28 protein-coding genes and 1 pseudogene are annotated in these 22,069 nt (G+C 60.6%); 3 read left to right on the plus strand and 26 right to left on the minus strand.

Annotated elements, in window-relative coordinates; genetic code table 11:
• Positions 1-4 precede the first annotated feature (4 nt).
• From T370_RS0111430 to T370_RS0111535, 21 genes are all read right to left on the minus strand, one after another.
• On the minus strand, positions 5-190 hold the full coding sequence (locus tag T370_RS0111430; protein WP_016361036.1) for a hypothetical protein: 186 nt from the start codon (positions 188-190) through the stop codon (positions 5-7).
• Positions 187-2,190, minus strand: coding sequence for a hypothetical protein (locus T370_RS0111435; protein WP_029435801.1), 2,004 nt, complete (start codon positions 2,188-2,190; stop codon positions 187-189). The genes T370_RS0111430 and T370_RS0111435 overlap by 4 nt, the downstream gene beginning before the upstream one ends.
• A gap of 34 nt (positions 2,191-2,224) precedes the next feature.
• Complete coding sequence (locus T370_RS0111440) at positions 2,225-2,674, minus strand: DUF4376 domain-containing protein (RefSeq protein ID WP_029435802.1); 450 nt, start codon at positions 2,672-2,674, stop codon at positions 2,225-2,227.
• Between the two features lie 169 nt (positions 2,675-2,843).
• A complete protein-coding gene (locus tag T370_RS0111445; RefSeq protein ID WP_029435803.1) occupies positions 2,844-4,106 on the minus strand; it encodes a hypothetical protein in 1,263 nt (420 codons plus the stop codon).
• Positions 4,103-4,348 carry a hypothetical protein gene (locus T370_RS0111450; RefSeq protein ID WP_029435804.1) on the minus strand — a complete coding sequence of 82 codons (246 nt, stop codon included), beginning with the start codon at positions 4,346-4,348 and terminating at the stop codon, positions 4,103-4,105. Before T370_RS0111450 ends, T370_RS0111445 begins: the two co-directional genes overlap by 4 nt.
• Entirely contained in the window at positions 4,345-4,905 is a 561-nt protein-coding gene (locus tag T370_RS0111455; RefSeq protein WP_029435805.1) for a hypothetical protein, read from the minus strand. The genes T370_RS0111450 and T370_RS0111455 overlap by 4 nt, the downstream gene beginning before the upstream one ends.
• A gap of 10 nt (positions 4,906-4,915) precedes the next feature.
• A complete protein-coding gene (locus T370_RS23640; protein ID WP_051643826.1) occupies positions 4,916-8,260 on the minus strand; it encodes a pyocin knob domain-containing protein in 3,345 nt (1,114 codons plus the stop codon).
• A 9-nt stretch (positions 8,261-8,269) separates the two neighbouring features.
• Positions 8,270-8,836, minus strand: a complete 567-nt coding sequence (locus T370_RS0111470; RefSeq protein WP_029435808.1) for a phage adaptor protein — start codon at positions 8,834-8,836, stop codon at positions 8,270-8,272.
• Positions 8,823-9,527, minus strand: coding sequence for a phage adaptor protein (locus tag T370_RS0111475; RefSeq protein WP_005027256.1), 705 nt, complete (start codon positions 9,525-9,527; stop codon positions 8,823-8,825). Before T370_RS0111475 ends, T370_RS0111470 begins: the two co-directional genes overlap by 14 nt.
• A gap of 2 nt (positions 9,528-9,529) precedes the next feature.
• Complete coding sequence (locus T370_RS0111480) at positions 9,530-9,850, minus strand: hypothetical protein (RefSeq protein ID WP_016361037.1); 321 nt, start codon at positions 9,848-9,850, stop codon at positions 9,530-9,532.
• Positions 9,851-9,896: 46 nt separating this feature from the next.
• The gene (locus tag T370_RS0111485) at positions 9,897-10,346 is read right to left on the minus strand and encodes a hypothetical protein (RefSeq protein ID WP_029435809.1); all 450 of its coding nucleotides are present in this window, start codon (positions 10,344-10,346) and stop codon (positions 9,897-9,899) included.
• 8 nt (positions 10,347-10,354) lie between these two features.
• Positions 10,355-11,440, minus strand: a complete 1,086-nt coding sequence (locus tag T370_RS0111490; RefSeq protein ID WP_029435810.1) for a N4-gp56 family major capsid protein — start codon at positions 11,438-11,440, stop codon at positions 10,355-10,357.
• Between the two features lie 10 nt (positions 11,441-11,450).
• Positions 11,451-12,554, minus strand: coding sequence for a hypothetical protein (locus tag T370_RS0111495; RefSeq protein ID WP_029435811.1), 1,104 nt, complete (start codon positions 12,552-12,554; stop codon positions 11,451-11,453).
• Between the two features lie 13 nt (positions 12,555-12,567).
• Positions 12,568-12,864: a hypothetical protein gene (locus T370_RS0111500; RefSeq protein ID WP_156034411.1), complete on the minus strand. Its 297-nt coding sequence runs from the start codon at positions 12,862-12,864 to the stop codon at positions 12,568-12,570.
• Positions 12,848-14,950, minus strand: coding sequence for a portal protein (locus T370_RS0111505; protein ID WP_029435813.1), 2,103 nt, complete (start codon positions 14,948-14,950; stop codon positions 12,848-12,850). Before T370_RS0111505 ends, T370_RS0111500 begins: the two co-directional genes overlap by 17 nt.
• Positions 14,950-16,254: a hypothetical protein gene (locus T370_RS0111510; RefSeq protein WP_051643827.1), complete on the minus strand. Its 1,305-nt coding sequence runs from the start codon at positions 16,252-16,254 to the stop codon at positions 14,950-14,952. The genes T370_RS0111505 and T370_RS0111510 overlap by 1 nt, the downstream gene beginning before the upstream one ends.
• Positions 16,255-16,257: 3 nt before the next feature.
• Positions 16,258-16,734 carry a hypothetical protein gene (locus T370_RS0111515; RefSeq protein ID WP_029435815.1) on the minus strand — a complete coding sequence of 159 codons (477 nt, stop codon included), beginning with the start codon at positions 16,732-16,734 and terminating at the stop codon, positions 16,258-16,260.
• A 2-nt stretch (positions 16,735-16,736) separates the two neighbouring features.
• A complete protein-coding gene (locus T370_RS0111520) occupies positions 16,737-17,012 on the minus strand; it encodes a hypothetical protein (RefSeq protein WP_005027273.1) in 276 nt (91 codons plus the stop codon).
• On the minus strand, positions 17,009-17,296 hold the full coding sequence (locus T370_RS0111525; RefSeq protein WP_156034412.1) for a hypothetical protein: 288 nt from the start codon (positions 17,294-17,296) through the stop codon (positions 17,009-17,011). Before T370_RS0111525 ends, T370_RS0111520 begins: the two co-directional genes overlap by 4 nt.
• 8 nt (positions 17,297-17,304) lie before the next feature.
• Positions 17,305-17,523 (minus strand): hypothetical protein, encoded by a 219-nt coding sequence (locus T370_RS0111530; RefSeq protein ID WP_248604251.1) that lies wholly within the window; start codon positions 17,521-17,523, stop codon positions 17,305-17,307.
• Between the two features lie 11 nt (positions 17,524-17,534).
• Positions 17,535-17,915: a D-Ala-D-Ala carboxypeptidase family metallohydrolase gene (locus T370_RS0111535; protein WP_029435818.1), complete on the minus strand. Its 381-nt coding sequence runs from the start codon at positions 17,913-17,915 to the stop codon at positions 17,535-17,537.
• Between the two features lie 161 nt (positions 17,916-18,076).
• On the opposite strand from T370_RS0111535, the gene T370_RS0111540 reads away from it, so the two are divergent.
• The 3 genes from T370_RS0111540 to T370_RS23645 all read left to right on the plus strand — a co-directional run bounded on the left by T370_RS0111540 (position 18,077) and on the right by T370_RS23645 (position 19,931).
• Positions 18,077-18,337, plus strand: a complete 261-nt coding sequence (locus tag T370_RS0111540) for a hypothetical protein (RefSeq protein ID WP_029435819.1) — start codon at positions 18,077-18,079, stop codon at positions 18,335-18,337.
• Positions 18,338-18,631: 294 nt separating this feature from the next.
• Entirely contained in the window at positions 18,632-18,937 is a 306-nt protein-coding gene (locus tag T370_RS24365) for a Rha family transcriptional regulator (RefSeq protein ID WP_081847545.1), read from the plus strand.
• Positions 18,938-19,244: 307 nt separating this feature from the next.
• Positions 19,245-19,931, plus strand: coding sequence for a Rha family transcriptional regulator (locus T370_RS23645; protein WP_051643828.1), 687 nt, complete (start codon positions 19,245-19,247; stop codon positions 19,929-19,931).
• Positions 19,932-20,168: 237 nt separating this feature from the next.
• Here the strand turns inward: T370_RS23645 and T370_RS0111560 are convergent, their stop codons facing one another.
• From T370_RS0111560 to T370_RS0111580, 5 genes and pseudogenes are all read right to left on the minus strand, one after another.
• Positions 20,169-20,498, minus strand: a complete 330-nt coding sequence (locus tag T370_RS0111560) for a hypothetical protein (RefSeq protein ID WP_248604252.1) — start codon at positions 20,496-20,498, stop codon at positions 20,169-20,171.
• Positions 20,465-20,791 (minus strand): hypothetical protein, encoded by a 327-nt coding sequence (locus tag T370_RS0111565; protein WP_248604253.1) that lies wholly within the window; start codon positions 20,789-20,791, stop codon positions 20,465-20,467. The genes T370_RS0111560 and T370_RS0111565 overlap by 34 nt, the downstream gene beginning before the upstream one ends.
• Positions 20,721-21,257 carry a VRR-NUC domain-containing protein gene (locus tag T370_RS0111570; RefSeq protein ID WP_029435825.1) on the minus strand — a complete coding sequence of 179 codons (537 nt, stop codon included), beginning with the start codon at positions 21,255-21,257 and terminating at the stop codon, positions 20,721-20,723. The genes T370_RS0111565 and T370_RS0111570 overlap by 71 nt, the downstream gene beginning before the upstream one ends.
• Positions 21,254-21,673: a Mor transcription activator family protein gene (locus T370_RS0111575; protein WP_051643829.1), complete on the minus strand. Its 420-nt coding sequence runs from the start codon at positions 21,671-21,673 to the stop codon at positions 21,254-21,256. Before T370_RS0111575 ends, T370_RS0111570 begins: the two co-directional genes overlap by 4 nt.
• An 8-nt stretch (positions 21,674-21,681) precedes the next feature.
• Positions 21,682-22,069: pseudogene (locus T370_RS0111580) on the minus strand (MarR family transcriptional regulator); the annotation flags it as partial.

Genomic DNA, 22,069 nt, shown 5'->3' on the forward strand with positions numbered 1-22,069 from the left:
CATCCTACTTCCCTCCCCGCCCTTTCAGGCGATCGGCCTGCTCGGCGGTGATGATGCCAGCATCCTTCAAATCGCCCGCGTTCAGATTCCCCCTCTCCAGAATCGTCTTGACGGCTGACCGCACCGACTCCAGAAAGGCTCTCAGTTCCGGATCCGTCCTCGCAGGGACGGGCGGCAACGGATTTTTCATCGCAGCTCCTCGATCGCCGTGCCTATGGCGATCCTCTTCACAGGCTTGAGCGTCGTGATTTCAAACTCCCAACGCCGTGCCGCGTATCCTTGCGGCAACCGCATAAATCTGTTGGGCTTCACATACAGCGTTGCCCGGAGTTTTCCGTCGGCGAAGACACGGAGCACTGAAGATATGGGAGTGCCGCCGGGATACACGTCCGAATCCTCATCGGCAAAGGGGATCTCGCCAGACATCTGATCCCCAACGGCCCCGCCCCAAAACAAGATTTCCTCTTCGCCGCCATCCATCTCGTCGCCCTCGCTCTCGACGATAGCCGCCGCCATGTTCACCGGAGTCGGAAAAACAAATTCCTTGGAACGCCATGTGGCTATATAAGGAGCATCTTCATTGCCGAACATTTCATACAGACCGCTTTCGCCAGTATTGCCTATTTGCTTGGCATAATAGATTTTCCGTCCACCGGGTACGACGACAATCGCCATCCCCCACTCGTCCATGAGCCGCATCCGGGCCTGCCCATTCTTGCCGAAGTCAAGCATCAGCGTTCCGTATTCCCCGTTCAGGCGCCGATAAAAGGCGAGATACGTGGTGTCGTAGAACACCGCGAAAAAAGATGACGGGTTCAGGTCATGCCATTCCCGATCACTGATGAGCCCGTCGGTTACGTTTTGAGGAGAGGTCATACCCTGTGACACCAGATAGAGGCCGTCCGAAGAGGGAAAAAGGACTCCGAGCGGAGAAGTGACGGTTCCGTCAGCCGACAGGCACGGCGCATACCCGTCGAGTGTCGTGGCGAATGCCGAGGCAGGATCGTCCACGGTCAGGGCGTGCACGACGCTCTCCGTGAGCGCGAACAGCGTGCGCTGCGAAACGGCTATGGTCTGGATACGCCCCTGAAAAGTGTAGTTGTGGGCTTCCGGCCATGCGTAGGGCTTATAGGATTCCGAGAGGTAGACGCCACCCGCAGTATGTGCCGCAAGGACCCCTCCGGGGAGGGACGCGACATGGCGCAGTCCAGGGTCGGGCTGTCGCCAGTTCAGGGATGGAAGCGATTCCGCAAGCTCCACGTCGAGGCGGTTGTCCGTAAACTCGGTAAGCCCACCGTCGATTTCCGCAACGAACAGGTAGTCCGAATTTCCGTTCTCTCCCGTGGCCAGCCTGTAAATCCGCTTTTTCGCCATAGGGGCCTCACCTGCAGCGGGCGCATACACGAGATCGAGGATACGCTGATTGCACGAAATATCGGTTGTGACACTGGCGGGCAGGCTCGGCGCGGACTCGTCCCCATAGCTGTTCACCACAGTGAAGACATAGACGCGGTTCTGTTGCCGGCCTTCATAGGCTACAGAGCACTGCGCCGTGCCGTCAGCGAAAGCTATGGGCGTATTAGGGGAGGAGGCCGGATTACCAAGCCTGTAACGATGCCCACCCTGTCCGTCGGGAACGCCTTCCAGTACGGAATATGTCGTGCCTGCTGCGAGGGGCGAGGGCGGCATCCCGGAGAAAACCACCTTCCCCCCGGGAGTAAGATAAGGGCACGCCGCACGATCCGTCGACGTGAAGGTCATGGTCTTCGTCTCTGCGTCGAAAGATACCGGCCCGCCCCGTTGCCCCGCATCTCCAATGCGCGGGGCCTTCTCCGGTGCCTTGATGCCGAGGGCGTATTCGTTCCCGTGTCCGTCGATGAATCGGAGGCCATTGGGAGAACTCATGTACAGGCGCGAATGCGGGTCTCCGGCGACTGGCGATTCAACAAACTGCCTCTTGTCGGGATAAACCCGCCAGACGAGCCCCTTCCCCGATGCGCGGGCATCATGACGAAAGAGGGAGCCCGCAATGAAAGGATACTGCGCTTCCAGCCGGGAAGCATACACGGGGGATAGGACACCTGTGGATGTATCCACATTGAATGCCGACTGTGCCTCGTTTTGTTCAAGCAGGTGACCGGCAACGGCGGGACGCATTCCGGTAAAGGTTGTCACATCAATAACCGGCATCGGATTCTCCTACGGCTTTTCGCTTCGTCACGAGTCAGGCCGCCGTAATCTCATCCGCCGTGGCAGCGGCCTCCACAGCCGCCTTGCGTTCCCCGCCGCGCTGCATCGTCTCGTTCTTGTGCTTCATGGCACCGCCAGCGTAGAGCGCGAGAAAGCCCGGCGCGTCGAACGTCAGGCGCTCAAGCTCACCGTCCGGAACCGTGTAGGCGTTCCACATTACGGAGTCGGGCAGGCCCGGCATCCCCGCCTGTTTCATCAGACAGACGTTTGCCGTATCGGAGAAGTTCTGCTGGTCGTCCAGCGCGTAGCTGAAATGGTAGGTCGTGTCGTCTACGGCATAGTCGAATCCGGCAAGGATGGCGGCGGACGTTTCCGCGTCTATCTGAGCCTTTTTTGCGGCCTTTAATTCATCAAGAGAGGGAGTGCATTCGGCGTGCACGGCTCCCGGGTGTTGCTCCACGTAGTTGCGCACGGCAGCGTACATCTCTGTCCATCCGTTCTCGTTCGGAACATGGTAAAGACCGCTTCCAAGAATAAGATCCACCCGCTTAAGCACATAGGAGCCATCATCGCGCAAAATGATTTCAGAAAGATCCCATTTACGGTTTGCCTCATCCGAAAGAATCTGACCAGTAATCGTAAATGCCACTGTGTTACCCTACCTGAAAAAATACGCCGAAGTCCTCATCAGGGAAATTATCTCTGGAAAACGAACCAAAGACGTGTCCGCCCTCATAGACTCCGGGTTGTATTGTTGTGTTGAAATACCACAGGCTAATCGGATAAAAGACGGCGAACTGGCCACCTTTCGGCCCGACGACCCTATGTACTGAACTAGCTACCCATTCCGTGCGTCCTCTCCGTATTGCCCCGGTGATGAGATTCGTATTCCCTGCCATCCCTGCACTGTTCGCGTAGTTGGCCGAATTGGCGTAGTTTACACTTAAGCTGGCAACATTTACGGGCCGCAACTGGTCATTTACCGACCCGATCAACCAACCGGGGTTGCCCTCATGCATAACCTCAGCCCAGCGCCGCCCATTGGCAAAGGCCAGAGAGTTGTTCGCTGTGTCGGCATTGGCGGCGCTGGGCACCTTCGCAAAAACGGCTTCGTCGACTTGGGCGACCCCCGCGTCGTTGACCTTCAGCCCCTTCCCGATGATCACGCCGCCGAGGGTCTTCTTTGTGGCGGGGGGAAGCATGGCGGCATCAATGGTCCCGTCCGAACGGACGAGTCCGCTGAGGATCTCTTTAATCTCGTCGATGTCTACCCTGAGGGGAATAATGATGGCGGAGTGGGCGGCGGGATCCATCAAGTGAGCAACAGGAGCGGCGTTCACCGCCTTAGGATGCACATTCAACGGCAATCCAATATCGACGGCAACGACAGAGGAAGGAAGACTTATCCCTTCCACAACGATGAGCGTGGCATTACCCGAGAGGGAAGCGTTGGCTACATAGCCATAAAGAAACGTTCCGTCGCCCGTGTACAACCGGAAGGAACGCGTCTGTGCAAAGAGGGAAACGAAGTCCCCCGGCAAGCTAAATGAAGAGGGGCCCACCACTGTAGGCGTGATGGGGAGCCCCGAAGCGTCCATGACGCGCCTCCAATGCTCTCCGGCCATTTCCTCCCATGTCTTCGCCGTCATGCGGAGTTGAACACGGGCTCCAACTTTCCAATCGCGGGCTCTGGTTCCTTCCTGCCCTCGTTCAACCGTCAGAATATCCCCGGCACGCTGTACAACCCGGATGAATTCCACGTTCCCCGCCGAATCTTTGATGGCGCACCGAAAGGAATCTCCAAGGGACAAATCGGGAAACTTGCCCCCATCCCCGAGCGAAAGATTCAGCAACGTTTGTTCGGCGGATACGGGAAGCGTCAAAACTGACTGGGCATTGTTCCTCAAGCTAATCATACCGTACCTCTATTTCTCAGTTCCGGAGGTAACTGCCGTCCGCATTTCTCACTCTCATAACTGCTCTTGCAGTGTTCCCTCTGCCAGAAGAACAGCCCGTCCACGAGCTTGCGGGGACACGCTCTCACCCCGTCCCGCGCCCAACGGTAACAGCGCGAGGACAGGGTTTCGTCCGGCCAGCCGCCGAGGAGCGTATTGAGGAGCTGGTCGACGGCGATCAACGTTCGCTTTCCGTACGTCATGCTTCTCCCCCACCCGGCATGGAGATGTTGACGGTGATGCCCTGCACCTCTTCCAGCGTCGTACAGGCATCAAGCCGATCTTCCAGTGCCTGACGCTGGCCGATAATGGAACCGGAAGCCACGGCAAAGGCGTCGGCCTTGGCAAGCACCCTCTCCACAAGGTCGGGCAGCGGAATGCCCCGAGCCTGCGCCAATGCCGAAAGAAGCGGCGTTGAAGCCGTAGGGTCGGCGGCATAGGCGCGGGCCTCGGATTCCTGTTTGTCGAACGTCGCGAGTTCTCGGTCAGGGTAGGTCGCCGTGAGTGTGGCTATGGCCCTGTCCGCAGCCGCGTTGATTTCGGAGAGTTTGGCGGTCTTCACTTCCTCAAGCGTCGGTACGGGCGGGACGTAGGGCTGCTCCTCGGTCACGCATTCGGGGTGCGCCTCGGCGTAGGCGAACACGGCGTCCCACTCTTCCGCGAATTCTGCAGCGTATGGGTAGACGTGGTAGGGCATTCCGTTTTTCGTGATGACGTAGGAATCATCAGCGGTTCGGTAGATGATTTGTCCGTAATCCATACTTTCCCCCTTATGCGACTCTGACCGCATACCACCACTCGTGCGGGATAGAAGTTCCGCCAGCGACGGTCATGAAATCAACCTTTCCATTTATCGACGTAATCACTCTCCATGTCCCTCCGCTGGGGACAGTTTGATTATTGCGCCCGAACCATACTCCCGAGACTGCGGTGGATATGTACGCGCTGTTCGCATAGTTCACGCTGAAATTAGCGGGATTGTAGACGTACATATTGGTTCCGTCATTACCTCCCCACAGCCAACCGGGTTGGCCTCCCTGCCCCGCCCAATTCCAGACGGTATCGACGCCCCCTTCCCTGCGCAGGCGGTTCGCGGCCCATGCCGTCCCGCCATTTGCCGGAGCACTTCCGGCGGTATCTGCGTATCCGGCGGAATCCGCTTTCCCATGTATGGCCCTGCCGTCGAGGTAGACTTCCCCGGTGTCTGGAGAGAACCGCAGCGAATACCCTTCGTTGCCACGCGCCCCAGAGAGCACGATTACCCTTCTTCCGCCGTCAACGACCTGTTTTATTTGTATGTCGTTGATTTGGAGAGGGCTATCCGCCACAAGTTCTCTCGTGCCGTCTTCATAAGTCACAGCAGCAAGGGACGCTATATCTCCTCTGCTATTTTTTGAATAGAATTGCGTGTACTTAGCATTATCCGATGCGCGCTGTATGACATCGAACCCGCCCATGACCACGCTGTTTTTGTCGCCAAGAAACATGCCGCGTTCGGTATTCGCGGGAGGGGCTACGGCGATGTCGTTGGCGGGATCATTGATCTGGATGCTGCCCGTCATGACGCCGCCGCCAGTTGAAAGCGCGGGCTTGTACTCCCCGCCTCCGGTCAGGAAGCTTTCATGCTGCCCGGCGGCTGCGGGTGGTACAAGGCCGCTTGTCCCGGCGGCCGATGCCGTCGCGCCCTCGTATTCGGGCACGGAAAGAACACATAGGCCGCCCGTGCCATCGGGAAGGGCTTTAGAACGTGACACCCTGACGCCGTCCCCAATGTAGTTTGTCTGGACAAGTTGCTGCCAAGGTTGCCATGTTCCGTTGCTTATGCGTCGGCGCGACCACGTCGGGCCAGCCGTGTTGACTCTGGAATAGATGAACTGGGTAACCGCATTGACATTTGATTCATCACGAAGCACTTCAAGTACATAATAATCAGAGGTGCCATTCATCGGAACATTGGCGCATCCCGGAGAAACAGCATAGGTTCCTGATGTGATTACATCGTTGAGATCATCCCCCGTGGCAAATACTGTTTTATAATTCCCAATCTGCCCCCGCGTACTCGCCAGATCAGCAAGGTTCCCGCCAATCGCCACGTCTTTCGGAAAAGACCACGTTCCGTCAGCCCCCAAGGTTTTCCCGACGTCAGCCGCAAGGGGAGGCGGCACCAACCCCGACACACCCGCTTGCGCAGACGTCGCGCCCTGCATCTCGGGTACGGAGATGATGCCGTTTGTATTACGGATTCCGTCTCCGATCTTATTCCCGGTAAGTACTTGATTCCATATTTCCCATGTAGTTCCGCCAGATATGGATGTTCTCCAGTATATGCCATTTCCGGATACCATAATCTGAAAAAGGCGATTGCCGTTGCCCTGCATTCCTGAGACAAAAAGCGATCCTATTGATGCTCCGGATATTCCGATCGGGCCATTTTTGGGATTACCTGTCGTTCTGTAAAAACCAGGTACAGTCAACATGTTGAAATCTAAATCGGCAAGCTGCCTTGCATCCCCAACCTGCCCCCGCGCGCTCGCCAGATCCTCAAGGTTCCCCCCAATCGCCACGTCCTTCGCCGAGATCGTGCCGTCTGCCGTGACGGAAATCGTCAGCCCATCAGGCATGACGGAACCGCGAGAGGTCGTCGTTGCGGGCAGTACGGCGACTTTTTTGGTTTCCTCACAGGCAGCTTCCGCAGCCGTTTGCGCGGCGGAGGCGACGTTGGCGGAATCGGCGGCAGCCGTAGCGCTGGAGGCGGCGTTCGTCTCGCTTACATCGGCAGCAGCGGCGGAAACGGAGGCTTCTCCAGCCTTCATTGTTGCCGTATTCGCGGCTTCCGTCGCGGTCTGTTCACTGGCCTTGGCCGCGTTCTCGGAAGCTTTCGCCGCCGTGGCAGAGGTTGACGCTTCTCCCGCCTTGGCTGTGGCCACTGCTTCGCTTGCCGCTGCAACTGAGGCGGAATCCGCTGCGGCTCCGGCACTCGTTTCAGCGGCAGCGGCGGAATCGGCGGCGCCTTGCGCACTGGCGGCTGATTCATCGGCGCAGGCACAGGCGGTTGCTGCACTCTGCCGGGATTTCTCGGCCTCCACGGTCGCCGTGTTCGCCGAGTCCAACGCGATCTCCGTGGCCTGCCGCACAGCCTCGGCCACAACCTGCGGGGCCAGCAAATCAATGGCCGTATCGGTGAGAGCCTCATCGACATCGGAAGCGGCCTTGACCGTTATGGCGGCGGAACACGCGGCACGCTTGGCGGCATCCTCGGAACGCTCCGCTAGAGTGTTCAAATCCTCACGGAACTGAGCCCCTTCCTCGCGCAGGACGACGAGCGCGGCGTCACGCTCAATCCTGACGGCGCCGATCGCCTCTTCTTCCCGTGTCCCGAGGGAGGCCGTAAGCGCAGCTTTCAGATCCGCCGCGTGTAAATCCAGCCCTTCCGTCTTCTGTTCCATGTGGGCATCAAGGGCCGTCATGGCCTGATCTTTCGCCGTACTGACTGCCGTGGAGGCCTCGCCGCCAAGCCGTTGCGTTTCAGCCTCCACCCGTCCAATCACCTCGGATTCAAAACCCGCCACGGCGGTTTCCGTGCGCTGCACGAGCCCCGTTGCGTCCTCCGCCGCGCGTTTCGCCGCATTGGCGTTGGATAGGGCTTGGCTTGCCGCCGCCGTGGCCGTTTGCGCCGAGACGTCGACCTGAACCGCTGCGGCCTGCGCCCGGTTTGCCGCTTCCTGCGACTTGTCCCGTGCGGTTTCAGCCTGCGTGACGTATCCGGCCATTTCAGTGCTTACGACCTGCCCTGCCCCCCGGCGTTCGGAGGGCTCCAATTCGCAGATCTGATGTAGGTTGCAGTCGGAGTTCGGCACCGTGGCGTAGACCGAGAACGTCTTGCCCGCCGGGGTGACGATCCTGAAGCGGTACTCGCTGCCTTCGCTGCCAAGCTCATTGGGGAAAACCGCGACCACGGCGCGGCCTCTTTCGTCCGTCCGTCCCGTATATTCGTCCGCGACGACATATCCGTTGTAGCGTTCGACCGCCGTCAGCTTGGCTAAAACCAGCGCGTCCCGGACCGGGGAACCGTCCTGTTCGTGCACGGCGACGGTGACATTGACTGTAGGGATCATGCGCCCTCGCTAGAGAAAACTGTTCTTCAAAGGATAGATAGGCGACTTCCGGCACGCGTTGAGCGCGGCGTGCGCCGCCTGCCCGATGCCCCGCTCAAATTCCTGCTGGTGATACAACGCCACCTGCGCCTCGAACCATTCCCGTCCGTGCATGGACTTCAAAAGCCAGCGCGCACCGTGCCGGATAACCGTGCCCCAATGGTCATAGAGGCCATCGTCAATGCATGTCGCCTTTGTGGTCGGAACAAGCGAAACCACGGCCCGGAGCAGGCCGCCGTCGACCGGAACGTCCGCAAGCGTCACCGTTCCATCGGGAACAGTGCTGAACCGCCCGGTAAAGAGCTGCTCTCGTTGCGTGTAGAGGTAGGCCACGTCCACCACGGACGTTTCGCGCGGAAGTTCAAGTTCCACTTGAGCTATGCCGGGAATCAGCGTCCCCTCCACGTCCACGCGCCAGACCTTGCTGCGGCGGCACAGCGTCCGTGCCGCATCGAGCATGGCCTTTTTCAAAACGTCCGCCGGGGCGTTCTGGGCTTCCGGCAGGATGTCGGCGATCACATCGTCAAGCCTGGGCATCGTTGACGCCTCCCTGTCTGATGGGGAAAGCAAGGTCCGTTTGCAGCTTCACGCCGAGGCTCTGGGCGAATGCCTGAAGAAACGCCTGCGCCTTGGCAAAATTCGATTCCGAATGATCGCCCGCCAGCACGTCGAACAACATCCAGAGATACGCGGCATTGGCGAACGACTCGGGCAGAGGGAACCTATCCGAGGGCGTGGCGGCCCGCACGGGCTCGGCGGAATAGACGGCTTCGATCCATACGTCCCTCCCGGATTCGACGCCGGGGTACACCCAGAACGCTTCCCGGTTGTCGAGCGGGCTGTAGGCCCAGTTCTCGACCCTGCCCCCCGCTTTCCCCCATGCGGCCGCAGTCCGCAGGGCATCCAGCTCCACCCGGAAAACCGGGCGTCCCGGCGTATTGCCGTCAGGATCGAAGTTCTGGATCACGTTGATCAGCGATACGGCGTTCCGGCTGGTCATATGGATGTCCGCGCGCGGAATCCGCTGCATCATGCCGGGCTCCAGCCGCATGGGCTCCGTCAGGGCCGTGGCGTCCGGGCGCTGCGTCACGATTTCCCGGACGGCGGCGTTCAGGGAGTCCATCAGCGAATACGCGCCGGACGCGGATTCCCACGGCCAGCGCCGGGCATCGGCGTCCTCGTCCTGCAATTTGCCGGACACGCTGCGGAGGATCTCGCTGCACAGCATGGCTATGCGTCCTTCCCTGCGGCTTCGGATGCGCCCTTCTTCCGGCGGCGCGACCTCTCCTCCACAGGAGGCGCGGAAGGCGGAACGGAAGGCTGGTCAGCCTGCTCTCCCTCGGCGGCCGGGCCTGATCGAAGGGGCGTTTCCACAAGGCCGTTCTCCGGGCCGTCAACCCGCTCAAACAGACGGTCATTCCCTTCCAGCAAAGTGATTCCGTCCCTGTCGTCCACTTCGAAGACGGCCCCCGGGCTTGCCGTGTACGGGCCTCCGTGCAGCCAAGGCATCGTGAGTTCCAGACAGTGGGAACCAAGCATTTTCAACAACATGGCATATCCTTGGGGGCCGGAATGCAATCCGACCCCCGGTCTGGGGTTAGGCGGCGGGGAAAACGTCGGCCTCGTCCGTCAGGCAGCCCTCCACCATCTTGTACAAGACGTGGGCGGTGATGGCCTTGGCGGTCGTCTGCGTGGCCGGGACAGTGACGGTCAGCACGGCTTCGTCGGCGTAGACATGGTTATGGGCGGTCGTGGGGCCTTCACTCTGAGCGCTGTGGGCACCGGCGGACGACAAATCCAGCGCGGCGAAATAGCGGTCGGGATCGTCCTTGTCGCCCACAGAAACGCTGGTGCAGGCGTCGAGCGCCTCATTCACCACCCGGACATCGAGTACCATCGCCCCCTTGGGGATCGGAACCAGCTCCGCCACGTCGGCGGCGGTGAACTTTTCCTTCACCCGCCCCGACCGGCACAGGACGCAGCCGGGCTGCGCCGTGCCGAGGAACATCAAGCCGCTTTTCACGGCGTCGCTTTTGAAAGTCGCCATAGCCCCTCCTACACGTTCGGATCAGCGCAGGCGGTATCCACCGCGATCACGCTGAAGTCCTTGTTGTCGTACCGGGACTTCTTCACGCCGAAGATGGCCCCTGCAGTAATGGCGAGCGCGTTGCCGCGGTCGTCCTTTTCCTCGTTCCACGTATAGCGGCCCTGCCCGGATGCCCCGCCCCATGCGGCAAGCCCGGCCTGAGCGCCGAGGAACAGCGCGCGGGCCGCGCCAACGTTGCCGGAGGCCCCATAGTCATTGAAGCGGATCACGTTGCGGTGCTTGTGCAGGATGACGTCGGCATACTCGCCGAGCGCGTTCTTGTAGACGCGGTTGCCGTCCCCACGGACGCCCGCCGCCTTCTGGATGTCCAGCCAGTCGTTCTGGGAGACGGACGTGCGCAGGCTGAATGCCTGGAACGTATGCATGAGCAGGACGTGCTTGCGTTCGCCTTCCACGGTGATGGGCTGCATCATGGGGTCGAGGGTTTCGGCCTTGGCAACCAGCTTTTCCACGATGCCGAGCGACATCTTGTCGTTCGCCGTGAGGTCGGCCTTGCCGGTGGCCGAACCGCCGTACACCATGTGTTCGGCGTCGGGCGCCTGAAGCGGGTTGTTGGCGCGGCCCTTGAAGGACAGCGGCGAAATGAAGTCGGCATTGATGCCGCGAGCCCCGGAAAGGTACATCATGAACTGTTCGTCGTAGTACTCGGACCACCACGTCGCCAGCGCGTCGCGCCCTTCCTTACGCAGGTTGTACGGCACGCGCTGCTCGGACATCTTGCCCTTGGACTTCGTGCCCTTGCGCTTCTGGTCGATGAACAGCGAATCGCTGAAGAAGGTGAGCGCCTCTTCCGCGCTCGTGCCTTCGATGAGGTTGTCGCCTTCCACGCCGTCCTCGCGCAGCTTCATGCGCAGGCCCACGGTGATCTTTTCACCGGCCTGCTTCTGAAGCTCCGTCTTCACGACGATGAGCGCGGACTCGCCCGTGCCCATGAACTTGCTGAAATACTGCCGCTTGCCGGATTCCACGGCGAGGCTGTTGGACCAGACCTGTACCGCAAGCGGATGATTGAGCGGAAACTCGGTTCCTGCCATTCATGTTCTCCTAAAGTTCCCCGCGCAGCAGGCGTTCCTGCTGTTCGGGGGAAAGTCGGGCGAACTCGTCTTCCGTGGCCGGGATGTTCCCGACCGGGGCATCCCCGTGCCCGGGGACATCCCCAAGTTCGCGGAAGGCGGCCTGTTCGCCGTTGATTTTCTGCATCACCTTCTTGGTGACTTCGGCCTCAATGGATTCCCGGATGCGTTCCGGGCTGGAAGCGGCGGCGAGGGTATGGGCATCCTTGAACAGCCCCACGACCTCCAGCGCCCGCCCGCCGAGATACGACTGCCGCCCCGTGCGGGGGTCGATGACGATCGTGTTCGGCGAGGTCAGCAGGGTGATCGTGTCGGGGGTCAGCCCCGCCTCGTTTTGCAGGTAGCCGATGAGCTCTTTGGCCTGCTGCCCGTTGAGCCCGCCCTCGAACATCGCATCCATTTCGCGGACGCAGGTGCCGAGGAAGGCCGCGTCGGCGGAACCGGACTCACGGCGTTTCTGCTCGGCAAACTCGCGCTCGACGTGCAGAGTCTTCGCCAATACGATGGCGTCTTCCTCGCCGTAGGTGTCGAGCTTGTCCCGAAGAAGCTGGCCGTCGCGGGAATCCTCGAAAACCAGCGCGGCATACTGCGGATTCTGTTCCGCGAACCGCCGGGCCGCTTCGGAGGCATCCTTGGGCGCTTCCGGCATCTCCCGTTGCTCATGGGTGGCCTTCCTTGCCGCGAGTTCCTGCTCAAGCTGCTCCACGCGCTGCTGCGCTTCCTTGCGCTTCGTGCGCTCCTCGGACAGCGCGGCGTGCGGCACGAACCCCTTGGGCGGCTTTGCCCCGTCTGCGGATGTATCTTCGCCGAGGGAGGTATCCCCGCCCGTCGGTTCGTCTCCGGGCTTCGTTTCCGGTTTCGGCTCTTTCGGAGCGGGCGTCTCCGTCCGGTCTTGCCCGTGAGCCTCGCCATCCGGCGTTTCGCCGCGAAGTTCCGCTTCGCTGACCGCCTCGTCGAAAAAGTCCAGTTCGTCATGCCCGGCCTGTTCCGGCGCGGGCTTGGGCGCGGGTTCCGCCGGGGATACGGCCTGCTGAACCGGGGCTTCCTGCGACGCTTCCATCATTTCTTCTTCCATGTTCCTCTCCGTTTTACGCCTGAGCGGGCGAGTGGTTTGGTGCATCCATGACGGCGGATGCGTCCGAAAGACTCTGGGCCGGGGAACTGTCCGTGCGGCCCGTGTCGTTTGTGTCGGGAGTGCCCCACCGGATGCGGTCGTAGCCGTTCCGGTAGGCATCCATTGCGCCGGGGCGGTCCCGCCTGTTCCAGAACCGGGGGTCACGCCCGGAAGGACAGGGGCGGTGCCCACGGCACCATGCCTCCGCCTTGCGGTCGAATGCCGCTTCCTGCGCCGTGGTCATGGCCCCGAAATCAATAGGTCTGTCCATACGGCATAGGGGGTTGAGGGTTGGAGACAGGCAACGGCGCTGGCGGCATAAGGGAAGCAACGGCCGCATCCTCGTTGCGGGCCTGCCGGATGGCGTTCCCGGCCTCAATGCCGGTATGGAACTCCTTCCGATCCTGCTCGCGGGCTTTCATCCCGGCCTCCGAGCGCGTCTTGTCGATTTGGGCACGGAGCAGCTCGTTCTCAAGCCCCGCCTTTTCCAGCCCGGCCTGCATGAGCTGCTGTTGCGCCTGTTGCTGCATCTGCTCGGCCTGCGCCTTGGCTTCGGCCTCCTGCTGCGCCCGCTGCTGCAGTTCCTCCGGCGACATGTCCATCTCTTCCGGGGTGATGCCCATCATGGGCTTCAGCTTCATCATGAGCTGATCCTTGTTCGGCAGGTTGCTCATCTCCATCGCCATGCCCATGAGGTACGGGATGACCTCGGGAGGCGACTGCTTGCACCACTCGATGAGCAGATTCATGTTCTGCTCGCGCACGCTGTCCGTGGCCGGGGCGTCGGACACGATCACGTCGTACATTCCCTGTGTGATGTCGTTGTGGATTTCCACGACGTCCCCGGACTCGCCGAGAACCTTCTGGTTCACGGTCACGAACCGCTCGGCATTGGTCATCTTGTCGGTGATGCGCAGCACCTTTTCGGCGGTCCACGCGCCCTGCACGTTGGCGATGACGAGCTGGCCAAGACGGGACATGGAACGGCGGTAGTTGCCGAACAGGGAAGCCATTATGGTGGAGGACTGCTGGCGGCGCAGCTCAATGGCCTTGCCGGAATTGGCGTTGGACGTGTAGCCCATCGCCTCGTCGTTGGCTCCGGAAATCTGCTGGATTTCCTTCTCCGACTGCTCCAGCACCTGAATCTGGTACTGTGAGAGCTGCGCGCCCTCGATGATCTCCATCTTGGAACGGCCTCCGGGTTTCAACACCATGAACCCGTCGGGCTTGTTGGCTTCCTCATAGAGGTCCTGAAGGTCATCGGCGGCGCCCTCCTCCACGATGATGCGCCGTTTCTGGAGCATGGCGAGGTTCATGGAACGGCGCTTGTTGATTTCCTCGTTTTGCCCGGAAAGCATCCGGGGCACGCCGAAGGGATTCAAATAGCGGTCGAGGTAGCCGATGAAGGGAATGAACGGGTACTGTCCGTGCGGGAACGGCGACGGCTCGTCGGACAGCTCATAGGAACCGATGAAGGTCTTCACCCGGAGCTTGCGGACGGAGGTGGTGATCAGCTGCTGGGCGTTCCGTACCAGCATGTAGACCTGCGCGTCGGGCAGTTTGGTGTTCACCTCCACGCACTGCCCGTCGGGGAACAGCGCGAACACGGCCTTTTCAAGTACAGGATACCAGAGCTGCACGGGCCTGATGCGCCGCCGTTCAGGGTCCGACCAGCGGGTCGAGCCGAGGACGCGCTTGTCCTGCTCCACGATGTCGGCCTCGTCGTCCATGTAGGAGTAGTCCGAATCGTGCGCGCTCAGGCCGGAGAACGCTTCCCCAATCTCCTTTTCCCGCTCGGGATACAGGCATTGCAGGTCGAAGAGGTCCATCCAGCGCTGGAAGAAGGCGTAACGGCATTTGTCCGATTCCAGCCACGGCGAGGCGAAGGGGTCCCAGAACACCTCTTTCCAGTCGCGGAAGTCGAGCTTGATCCGCTCCTGCCGGGGATCGTTGTTGAACCCGCAGTACAGCCAGCCGATGCCGGGGATCACCGCATCCTTGAAAGCCTGACCGATGCGGTACTGCCCGTCGTTCTGGTCAAGCACGAAGGCCAGCGCCTCGGTCATGATCTCCGCGATCTGCCCGTCCTTGGCGGTACGGGCTTTGGCGATGATGTTCGCCCGGTTCAGCTCCTGCGACCCGAGGATGAGGTTGATGGCCGGGAAGATGCGGTTGATGGTCAGCGGATCGATGCCCGCGTCGACGGCGCGCTGGCGGTCTTCCGGCGTCCATTGGTCGCCGTCGTACATCTCATGGTCGCGCCACGACTTGGCCCGCCAGTCACGGGAGGCGGCGCGCGCCTCCTCAACGTAGCCGAGGGCTGTCTGAATAGGCATCCGGTTATCGTGCTTCGCCATTATCGCCTCCTTGGGCGGAAGCCCTTGGAACCGGACTTCTGATGCTGACCGCAACTCAAGGCCAAATACCGGAAGGCGTCGGCAGCGTGGCTCGTCCAGTCGTGCAGCGGGCGGTCATGGAATACCTTCCGTTTCTCGTCGTATTCTTTGCGGTAATTGCGCAGGGCTTCCGCACCGGCCCCGCATTTGATCTGGTCGAACCAGCAACGCGGCAGGATGGTGCGCACGGCATTGATGCCGTCGGCCACGCTCTGCTGGGGGACGACGAGCACGGGGCCGATGTCCAGCCCGGCAAGCACTTCCTCCCGGCTCTTGCCCGTGCCGAGCTCACGCGCCCGGGCGTCGTGCGGCAGGTAGTGCGTCGGCCTGCCGTAGCCGCGTCCGCGCACCCAGTCCGCGTAATGCGCGAGGGGCTGGCCATTGGCCTCGTAGTAGTCGATGAGGTGGATTTCCCGGCCCACGCATTGCGCCACCCAGATCGCGGTGGAATCGTCCATACCAAGGTCCCATGCCGTGAACACGGGCGCGGCGGGGTCATAGGGCACGCCGGTGATGCGTCCCTCGTCAGCCGCCCGGGCAAGGAGCTTGCCGTAGTAGGCCCCGACCACGGGCGCGTCGAGGTCGCACATGTATTCCTGCCGGAACAGCGCCTCGCCGTCCTCCTCGCCGTAGGTGCGGTGCATCTCCTTGCGGATTTCCTCCACCTGCTCCGGCGTGAACACGGACGTTTCCGTCACCGGGAGGCGCTGCGCGAACCAGCTTTCCTCCCCGGCTGCGTACTCGTAGAGCGTGGCCGCGTGGTTCCGCCCGCGCGAGGTGAAGTTGAAGATGGCCCATCCGCCGTTTTCTTCAAGTATCGGTTTAAGGTACGCCCACGACAACGGGTTGGTCAGGGAGTATTCGGAAAAGACAATGCCGTAGGGCGGCGAACCGACCAGCGTGTCGAAGTTGTCCGCCCCGAGGAAGTGGACGGAGGAACCGTTGGCGAGGGTGAGGGTCATTTCGTTGTCGCGGGTACGGGCGACGATGGCGTCGGGGAAGGCTTCGATCACCCGGCGTTTGCCCGTATGCGGGTTGACGGCCTCCCAAATGGCCCGGCGCACCTGCACGGCCTTGGGCAGCAGGTACCAGTACGTCGCGGTCTTCTCCATTGCGGCGCTGGCGAGGTAGCGCAGGCTGTTGTCGTCCTTCCCCGCGCGTCGGTGCCAGAGCAGGACGGAACGGCGCCCTCCGTGCTCCATGTACCGCCACATGGGAATCTGATAGTCCCGGGGCCGCCAGTTGTGAGGAAGCGTGATCTCCATCCCCTACTCCCCGCTCACCCGGAGGATGCGCACGGTCAGCACGCCGCCGTCAGGCTGGGCGTCCACGTCGCGGATGCCCCACGCCTTGCGTTCGGCCTCCTGACGGATCTTGAGCGTCTCGGCGGTGATTTTGGCGAGCTTGGCCTTGTCGAAATCGTTCTTCTCAATGGCCGTTGTGACCAGCGCCCGTTGTGTCTCCCACTCCTCGCGGTGCCGGATAATGACCGCAACTTTTTCGTCAGCGGCGGAAGCGATGGCAGCGGCCTTTTTTTCAGGGTCAACGGTGTTGACGATGCCGTTGACTTTTGCGTCAACTGCCCGATCAACGGCACCCGTAACATCTTGAGCCCATGCCTCTTTCTTCGCCCGGCGGCTGATGGCGGCCTTGTCGACGCCGTACTTGTCGGAGAGCTTGCCCATGCTGGAACCGGCTTCATACTCCGCCCTGATCGTTTCCCAGTCGTACCGCTGCTTCCTCATATTCACCCCGCAATCCAACGCGAAAGGACGTTTCCGGCCGCACCTGCCGCAGCCGCCACGGCCACCAGCGCGGCCATGCCCCCGGCCCGGCGGTTCTCGGCGGCTTCGAGCGCGGCAACGCGGGTTTCGAGCATGGACATGCGCTTGCCGTGATCTCGCAGGTTTGAGATGACGACATCGTCGATGCGCTCGCGCAGCCCGGCCAGTTCCGCCTTGACTGCGGAGAGTTCGGCCTTCACTTCGCCGAGATCGCGGAGCATCTGCATATCGTCGCTCACCGTGCCGTTTCCACGCCGTCGATCCACGCGGCAAGGGCCTGAGCGTCGCGCCAGTCCATCCATGCCCCTTCAATCCCGTCCAGCGTCACCGGACGCAGGCTCGTCAGTATGGGCGACAGCGGGATTGTCCGGCTGTCCGCCGAGCTTGCCGCAGAGCACCCGCACAGGAGCGGCAGACAGAGCATCACGAGCAGCGGAAGCGCGGCGGCGTTCAGCATACGCGCGGAATGAAGCCCAGAGGGATGCCACCGCTTCCAGAAGGCGAAGGAACGTCTGCATGGCATGTCCCCCCTCATTGGAGCTTCCTCTGCTTCTGCGCGTCATCGGCGTTTCTGGCCTTGCCGATGTTCGCCCCGATCCAGTTGATGACCTTGTAGAGGGACCGATAGATAACGCCGGATGTCTCCGAAGGGGCGGGCATGAGCGTGGCGGCCCACGCGCACACGGCGCTGGCGGCGGACAGGAACAAAGCCCAAGATCCGGTCTGGGAATTCAGGAAATCGGAAATCATGGAAAAATCCATCAATACACCCTCCCGGCAGCGTAAAAGATGACGTCCTGCGGCTTGGCCGGATCGTTGTCCACATGAACCCACGTCGGCCCGGCCTCGATGCGGCGGAACCCGGCCTCAAGCAACGCGGAAATGATGCGGAAACGGTAGTGGGAGGACGTGCACTTGATGTCCACGGCATAGCCGTGGGTGTGCGCGGAATCAGCCACCCCGCCCACCGCCTTGTTGTGCTTGGCGCAACGGAAAGCGGAAGAGAGGGAAAACGGAATGCCCGCCAGCGCACGCGCCTCGTCGAGCATACGCAGGAGTCCTGCGTCCATGTCGTCATACCCGCGCCCGCACCCGCATTTGCAGGCGAATTCCTCAGGCTTGAAAAAACGAAGAGTGGACATGAAAAAACGCTCCTGATTTTTGCTCAGAAGCGTAACATGAGGTTTTGGGCACGTCAGACTGATAAGGGACTGGTGGAGGACTGGTGATGGACCGGAGGGGGGATTGACAGCATTTCAAAAAACGAACAGATAACAAATATACTTTTTCGATAGGAGGCATTATGAGACCTGAAGATCTAGAGATCTGCATCAACAACCTGCTGAACAGTGATCAAGAATTTTCTTATGTTACTAATGGTAGAAAACTTACTATTATGCCTTCTGGTGATGGGAGTAATGTTCGAATTGCAATAGAAGCCGGTGCAGAATACAATACTCAGGGTAAAGAGGATTTCATTAAAAAAATGACTGATATTCTGATATTCTATGAAGGTGATGACTATTCATTAAATGGCATTTTGGGCCGTTACCTTGATGACTAGCTTTGTGTATCTCTATCCCTGTTGACTTTCAGCCACTTTCATGGTTAACTTCCTTCTACGGAGCCTCGAAACTCCTTTCTGAGACGGAAGCCAACCCCGTGAGAGTGGCTATTTTTGTGCCCTGCCAAGACATACTTGATGCCTTGGGGGTGGTGTATCATACGATCTTCACGGGTCGGGAGTAGGCTAATACAATACCCTTCGGGGAAATAGGCCTGGCTGTTCTCAGACAGTTTCGAGCTCCCGGCCCTTGTTATTTTCAAGGGCCAATCGAAAAAATCTGAGAGGTTCACTATGTCACAGGCCCTTCTTCTCTCCGATCCCGTCCCTTCCCTTTCTCTCCACGATGGACGCCCCGCTACCACATCACGTGAAGTTGCCCACTATTTCCGTAAGCGGCATGACAATGTAGTACGCGACATCCGTAGCATCATGGATAACTGCCCAGAAGAATTTACTGCCCTCAATTTTGAGGTGAGTAATTATTTGGATCAAACTGGGCGGTCCCTCCCTATGTATATCATTTTCCGTGACGGCTTTACCCTCTTGGCGATGGGCTATACAGGCCCGGAAGCCATACGCTTCAAGCTCGCCCGTTAAATTTTCCTTGCCCCGCCTCGTGCGGGGCTTTTTCTTGACTTTTTACGCGCTTTCAATGAGACTACCTTCACTATTTCACTTGGCAGTGTCCGCGCCGCTGGCTCAAAAAATTACGCGCGTCTCTGCCCGGCTCTTTGCTGGGTTTCTTTTTGGGCTATAGTGCCCATCTATCCATGCATATTTTGCCGGGTTGATAGCTCCTAATACAATACCCTCACGGGGAATAAGAGCAGCGCTCCAAGTGGCGTAGTTGAGACCCGGCATTTCTCATATCCAATGCCAAACTACTAATCACTTGGAGGCTCATATGAGTCAGGCTCTTCTTCTCTCCGATCCCGTCCCTTCCGTTTCTCTCCACGATGGACGTCCCGCTACCACCTCCCTTGAAGTCGCAAAGTTCTTCGGGAAGACGCATTTTCATGTCATGCGTTCGATTAAGGATCTTATCGAACAACTATCTGACAATTTTAACCAATCCAATTTTGGATTGGCATCTTACCTTGACGAGCAGGCTAAGTCGCGTCCCATGTACATTATCAAAAAGGACGGCTTCATGCTCCTTGTCATGGGCTACACCGGGAAGAAGGCCCTCGCTCTCAAGCTCGCCTACATCGAAGCCTTCAACCGCATGGAGGCCGAACTTGCCAAGCGCAACCGCCCCGCCCTGCCCGCCGCTCCGCGCTTCGACGAAGCCGCCATGCTGGAACTCGCTGCCGAAATCCGCGAAGCCCAACAGCAATACTACCGTACCTTCAGCCGCCTGTGCAGCAGGCTGATCACCATGAGCATCCCCGTCTTCACCGCGCTGGAAAGCCGCGTCTACAAGCAAGCTCCCGACCGTCCCTTCCACGGCACCCGCGTTGGTGCCCAGTGGGACAGATACTTCACCGAGCGCATGATCGCCGCCCTGCACTCCCTTGACGATAGGTTGCCGGACGAGAAGAACCCGGCAATGCTCCTGCTGGAATACGCCCGCGCCATGAGCGCACGGTAAAATGAAGCCTGCGCCCTCCGGTTTACTGGACTTGGGGGCGTTCCCTTTCCTCCCGCCACACCTGTAACCTAGCAGCCTCTGCACTATAACGCACATTGTTCCCCTCACCTTCCACCGCTATGGGTGCCCCTTGCTGCACCCATAGCTTGATCCTCCTTTCCCCTACACCGAAGACGTCCTTGATCTCCGCGAGACTCCGCAGGATCTTCGGCGTGTACGAAACCAGAATCTCTCTGCTCATGCCTCTTGTTCCCCCGCCCAGAGGCGCAAGGCGGTTACCGCCACATCAAGCGCCTCATCCCGTACCCGTTCCGGCGTTTCGCGCTCCACCGCCCGCACGAGTTCCTCATATTCCGCGCCGATGACGCCGAGCGCGTGGTACTTGCCCTCCGCGAACACCGGATGTTTCTTCTGCGCCTCCGCCATGCGCCGGGCCAGCGCCGCAATTATGGCCATCCCGTCCCGCTGTCCGCCGTTGCCGAGAAGGACGGCCGCTTCCATCAGTTCCACGACATCACCCACCTTTCGCCAGCCTACTGCGCTGCGGATTCCGGTTGCTGACTCCATATCTCGTGCCTCATGAGCGCCCTTTCAGCCCCCCTTCCCTTGCCGAACAGCGGTTTGCGGTCCTCGACCAGCCGGTAGACATACGAGACGCTTCCGTTGCGATGCGCCCGTTGCGGCCCGAATACGGCGATCTCGTTGCGCTTGACGTCCCACGCGGGGAGTTGCGCATGGATAGCCCTGCCGAGGGCGGCATTGGCGCGGGCCAGCCTGTCTACAAAGCTTTCATCTTCCCTGAACGGCACGACGACCTCGACGATCCGCGAGGGGCTGCTGGTTTGCTGCTGGCTCGACACGCCTGGACGCTCCTTTGGGGATTTCCCCGGTCAGATAGTTTTCGATGACTTCCCGCGCCTCCCACCAGCCCTTGCAGACCTCGACGCGGTACCCGGCCTGACGGAGTGCTGTGATCAGCTCCTTCTGCGTAGCCTGAACCGTCCCCCCGCGCTGGCGCTTCATCTCGATGTACAGGCCGTGGAACCCCTGCCGGGGCGAGGCAAGGAACACGTCGGGGACGCCCGCCACCACGCCCTCGGCCTTCAACCGCGCCCCGGTGATCTTGTCCCGGCGCCCGCCGTTGGGGATGTGGTACATGACGAAGTGCCGGGCATACGGCGTTCGCTGCCACCAGTCGAAAAGGGCTTTCTGCTCTTCCGACTCGGGAGGGCAGGAGGGCCGCTTCTTCGCCTGTGCCGGGGGCGGCATCACCTTCCTGCCCGTACAATGGTCGAGGAATTCTGCAAAGGTGCAGGTATCGCTCATTGCGTTGCCTCCCCCGGAGTCCTCGGCTGCTTCAGGATGCGCCATACCTGCCGCTCGGAGAGGCCGTACCTGCGGGCAAGAATGGCAACCAAGGCCCTCTCGCTGTGCCCCCTTCCAGCCAGTTCGTCCCGTTCCATATTCAGAGACGAGTTGCGCTTGTCCAGCATCGCCTGTTTGAGGTTGGGGATGTAAATTGCCCGTCTCGCAAACTCCCGGCACAACGCTGAGGCCGATTCATCCCCCAACGCCGCGCACAGACGCCGATACTGTTTTTTCCCGGCACTCCCGGACGGTATTGCCACGGTCGTTCCCCCAAAGTTCTCGACCAGCCGGAAAACGAACGGCATTCCCAAGCGTTCCGCGACAGAGCGCAAAGGGCCGGATAACGATTCCGCCGTAAGTGCTTCATCACTCATATATTCTCCTACAGCGCCCGTTGCAGGACGCGCCCAAAGTTCGCTGGAATGGGCAGCGGCTTCCGGCGGTCAAACTGTCCGGCCTGATTGTCCGGTCTCTCGCCATGCCGCCACTTTTCCATGAACGACAAGCCCGCCTTCCAGCCTTCATCGCGCTGTTCCTGCGTCGGTATGTCGATGACGGGATCGCCAAGCAGAGGGCCACGGGCCGCAACCGGCACAAGCGGGGGCGGTGCGTCCGCCTCGTCCTCCCATCGCCGCCCGGACAGCCACCCGGTCAGCATCTTCGGCGTCTTGCCCCGCGCCACAAGGTCGGGCCTGCGCGCCGCTTCCTGTTGGGCAGCCCGGCAAATAACAGACACAAGGGACTCGGATAGTCCTTTGATGTCCAGAAAG

The organism is Bilophila wadsworthia ATCC 49260, from assembly GCF_000701705.1.
Lineage (GTDB): Bacteria > Desulfobacterota > Desulfovibrionia > Desulfovibrionales > Desulfovibrionaceae > Bilophila > Bilophila wadsworthia.

What these genes read in the sequence shown, in the direction of transcription:
- T370_RS0111475 (WP_005027256.1), bottom strand. Translation starts at nt 9,527, where the DNA reads ATGCTGTGCAGCGAGATCCTCCGCAGCGTGTCCGGCAAATTGCAGGAC.
- T370_RS0111490 (WP_029435810.1), bottom strand. Translation starts at nt 11,440, where the DNA reads ATGGCAGGAACCGAGTTTCCGCTCAATCATCCGCTTGCGGTACAGGTC.
- T370_RS0111480 (WP_016361037.1), bottom strand. Translation starts at nt 9,850, where the DNA reads ATGTTGTTGAAAATGCTTGGTTCCCACTGTCTGGAACTCACGATGCCT.
- T370_RS24365 (WP_081847545.1), top strand. Translation starts at nt 18,632, where the DNA reads ATGTCACAGGCCCTTCTTCTCTCCGATCCCGTCCCTTCCCTTTCTCTC.
- T370_RS0111535 (WP_029435818.1), bottom strand. Translation starts at nt 17,915, where the DNA reads ATGTCCACTCTTCGTTTTTTCAAGCCTGAGGAATTCGCCTGCAAATGC.
- T370_RS0111510 (WP_051643827.1), bottom strand. Translation starts at nt 16,254, where the DNA reads ATGGAGATCACGCTTCCTCACAACTGGCGGCCCCGGGACTATCAGATT.
- T370_RS0111485 (WP_029435809.1), bottom strand. Translation starts at nt 10,346, where the DNA reads ATGGCGACTTTCAAAAGCGACGCCGTGAAAAGCGGCTTGATGTTCCTC.
- T370_RS0111495 (WP_029435811.1), bottom strand. Translation starts at nt 12,554, where the DNA reads ATGGAAGAAGAAATGATGGAAGCGTCGCAGGAAGCCCCGGTTCAGCAG.
- T370_RS0111450 (WP_029435804.1), bottom strand. Translation starts at nt 4,348, where the DNA reads ATGACGTACGGAAAGCGAACGTTGATCGCCGTCGACCAGCTCCTCAAT.
- T370_RS0111575 (WP_051643829.1), bottom strand. Translation starts at nt 21,673, where the DNA reads ATGAGTGATGAAGCACTTACGGCGGAATCGTTATCCGGCCCTTTGCGC.
- T370_RS23640 (WP_051643826.1), bottom strand. Translation starts at nt 8,260, where the DNA reads ATGATCCCTACAGTCAATGTCACCGTCGCCGTGCACGAACAGGACGGT.
- T370_RS0111455 (WP_029435805.1), bottom strand. Translation starts at nt 4,905, where the DNA reads ATGGATTACGGACAAATCATCTACCGAACCGCTGATGATTCCTACGTC.
- T370_RS0111500 (WP_156034411.1), bottom strand. Translation starts at nt 12,864, where the DNA reads ATGGACAGACCTATTGATTTCGGGGCCATGACCACGGCGCAGGAAGCG.
- T370_RS0111440 (WP_029435802.1), bottom strand. Translation starts at nt 2,674, where the DNA reads ATGTACGCTGCCGTGCGCAACTACGTGGAGCAACACCCGGGAGCCGTG.
- T370_RS0111530 (WP_248604251.1), bottom strand. Translation starts at nt 17,523, where the DNA reads ATGATTTCCGATTTCCTGAATTCCCAGACCGGATCTTGGGCTTTGTTC.
- T370_RS0111435 (WP_029435801.1), bottom strand. Translation starts at nt 2,190, where the DNA reads ATGCCGGTTATTGATGTGACAACCTTTACCGGAATGCGTCCCGCCGTT.
- T370_RS0111470 (WP_029435808.1), bottom strand. Translation starts at nt 8,836, where the DNA reads ATGCCCAGGCTTGACGATGTGATCGCCGACATCCTGCCGGAAGCCCAG.
- T370_RS0111540 (WP_029435819.1), top strand. Translation starts at nt 18,077, where the DNA reads ATGAGACCTGAAGATCTAGAGATCTGCATCAACAACCTGCTGAACAGT.
- T370_RS0111525 (WP_156034412.1), bottom strand. Translation starts at nt 17,296, where the DNA reads ATGCCATGCAGACGTTCCTTCGCCTTCTGGAAGCGGTGGCATCCCTCT.
- T370_RS0111515 (WP_029435815.1), bottom strand. Translation starts at nt 16,734, where the DNA reads ATGAGGAAGCAGCGGTACGACTGGGAAACGATCAGGGCGGAGTATGAA.
- T370_RS0111570 (WP_029435825.1), bottom strand. Translation starts at nt 21,257, where the DNA reads ATGAGCGATACCTGCACCTTTGCAGAATTCCTCGACCATTGTACGGGC.
- T370_RS0111505 (WP_029435813.1), bottom strand. Translation starts at nt 14,950, where the DNA reads ATGGCGAAGCACGATAACCGGATGCCTATTCAGACAGCCCTCGGCTAC.
- T370_RS0111430 (WP_016361036.1), bottom strand. Translation starts at nt 190, where the DNA reads ATGAAAAATCCGTTGCCGCCCGTCCCTGCGAGGACGGATCCGGAACTG.
- T370_RS0111560 (WP_248604252.1), bottom strand. Translation starts at nt 20,498, where the DNA reads ATGGAGTCAGCAACCGGAATCCGCAGCGCAGTAGGCTGGCGAAAGGTG.
- T370_RS0111445 (WP_029435803.1), bottom strand. Translation starts at nt 4,106, where the DNA reads ATGATTAGCTTGAGGAACAATGCCCAGTCAGTTTTGACGCTTCCCGTA.
- T370_RS23645 (WP_051643828.1), top strand. Translation starts at nt 19,245, where the DNA reads ATGAGTCAGGCTCTTCTTCTCTCCGATCCCGTCCCTTCCGTTTCTCTC.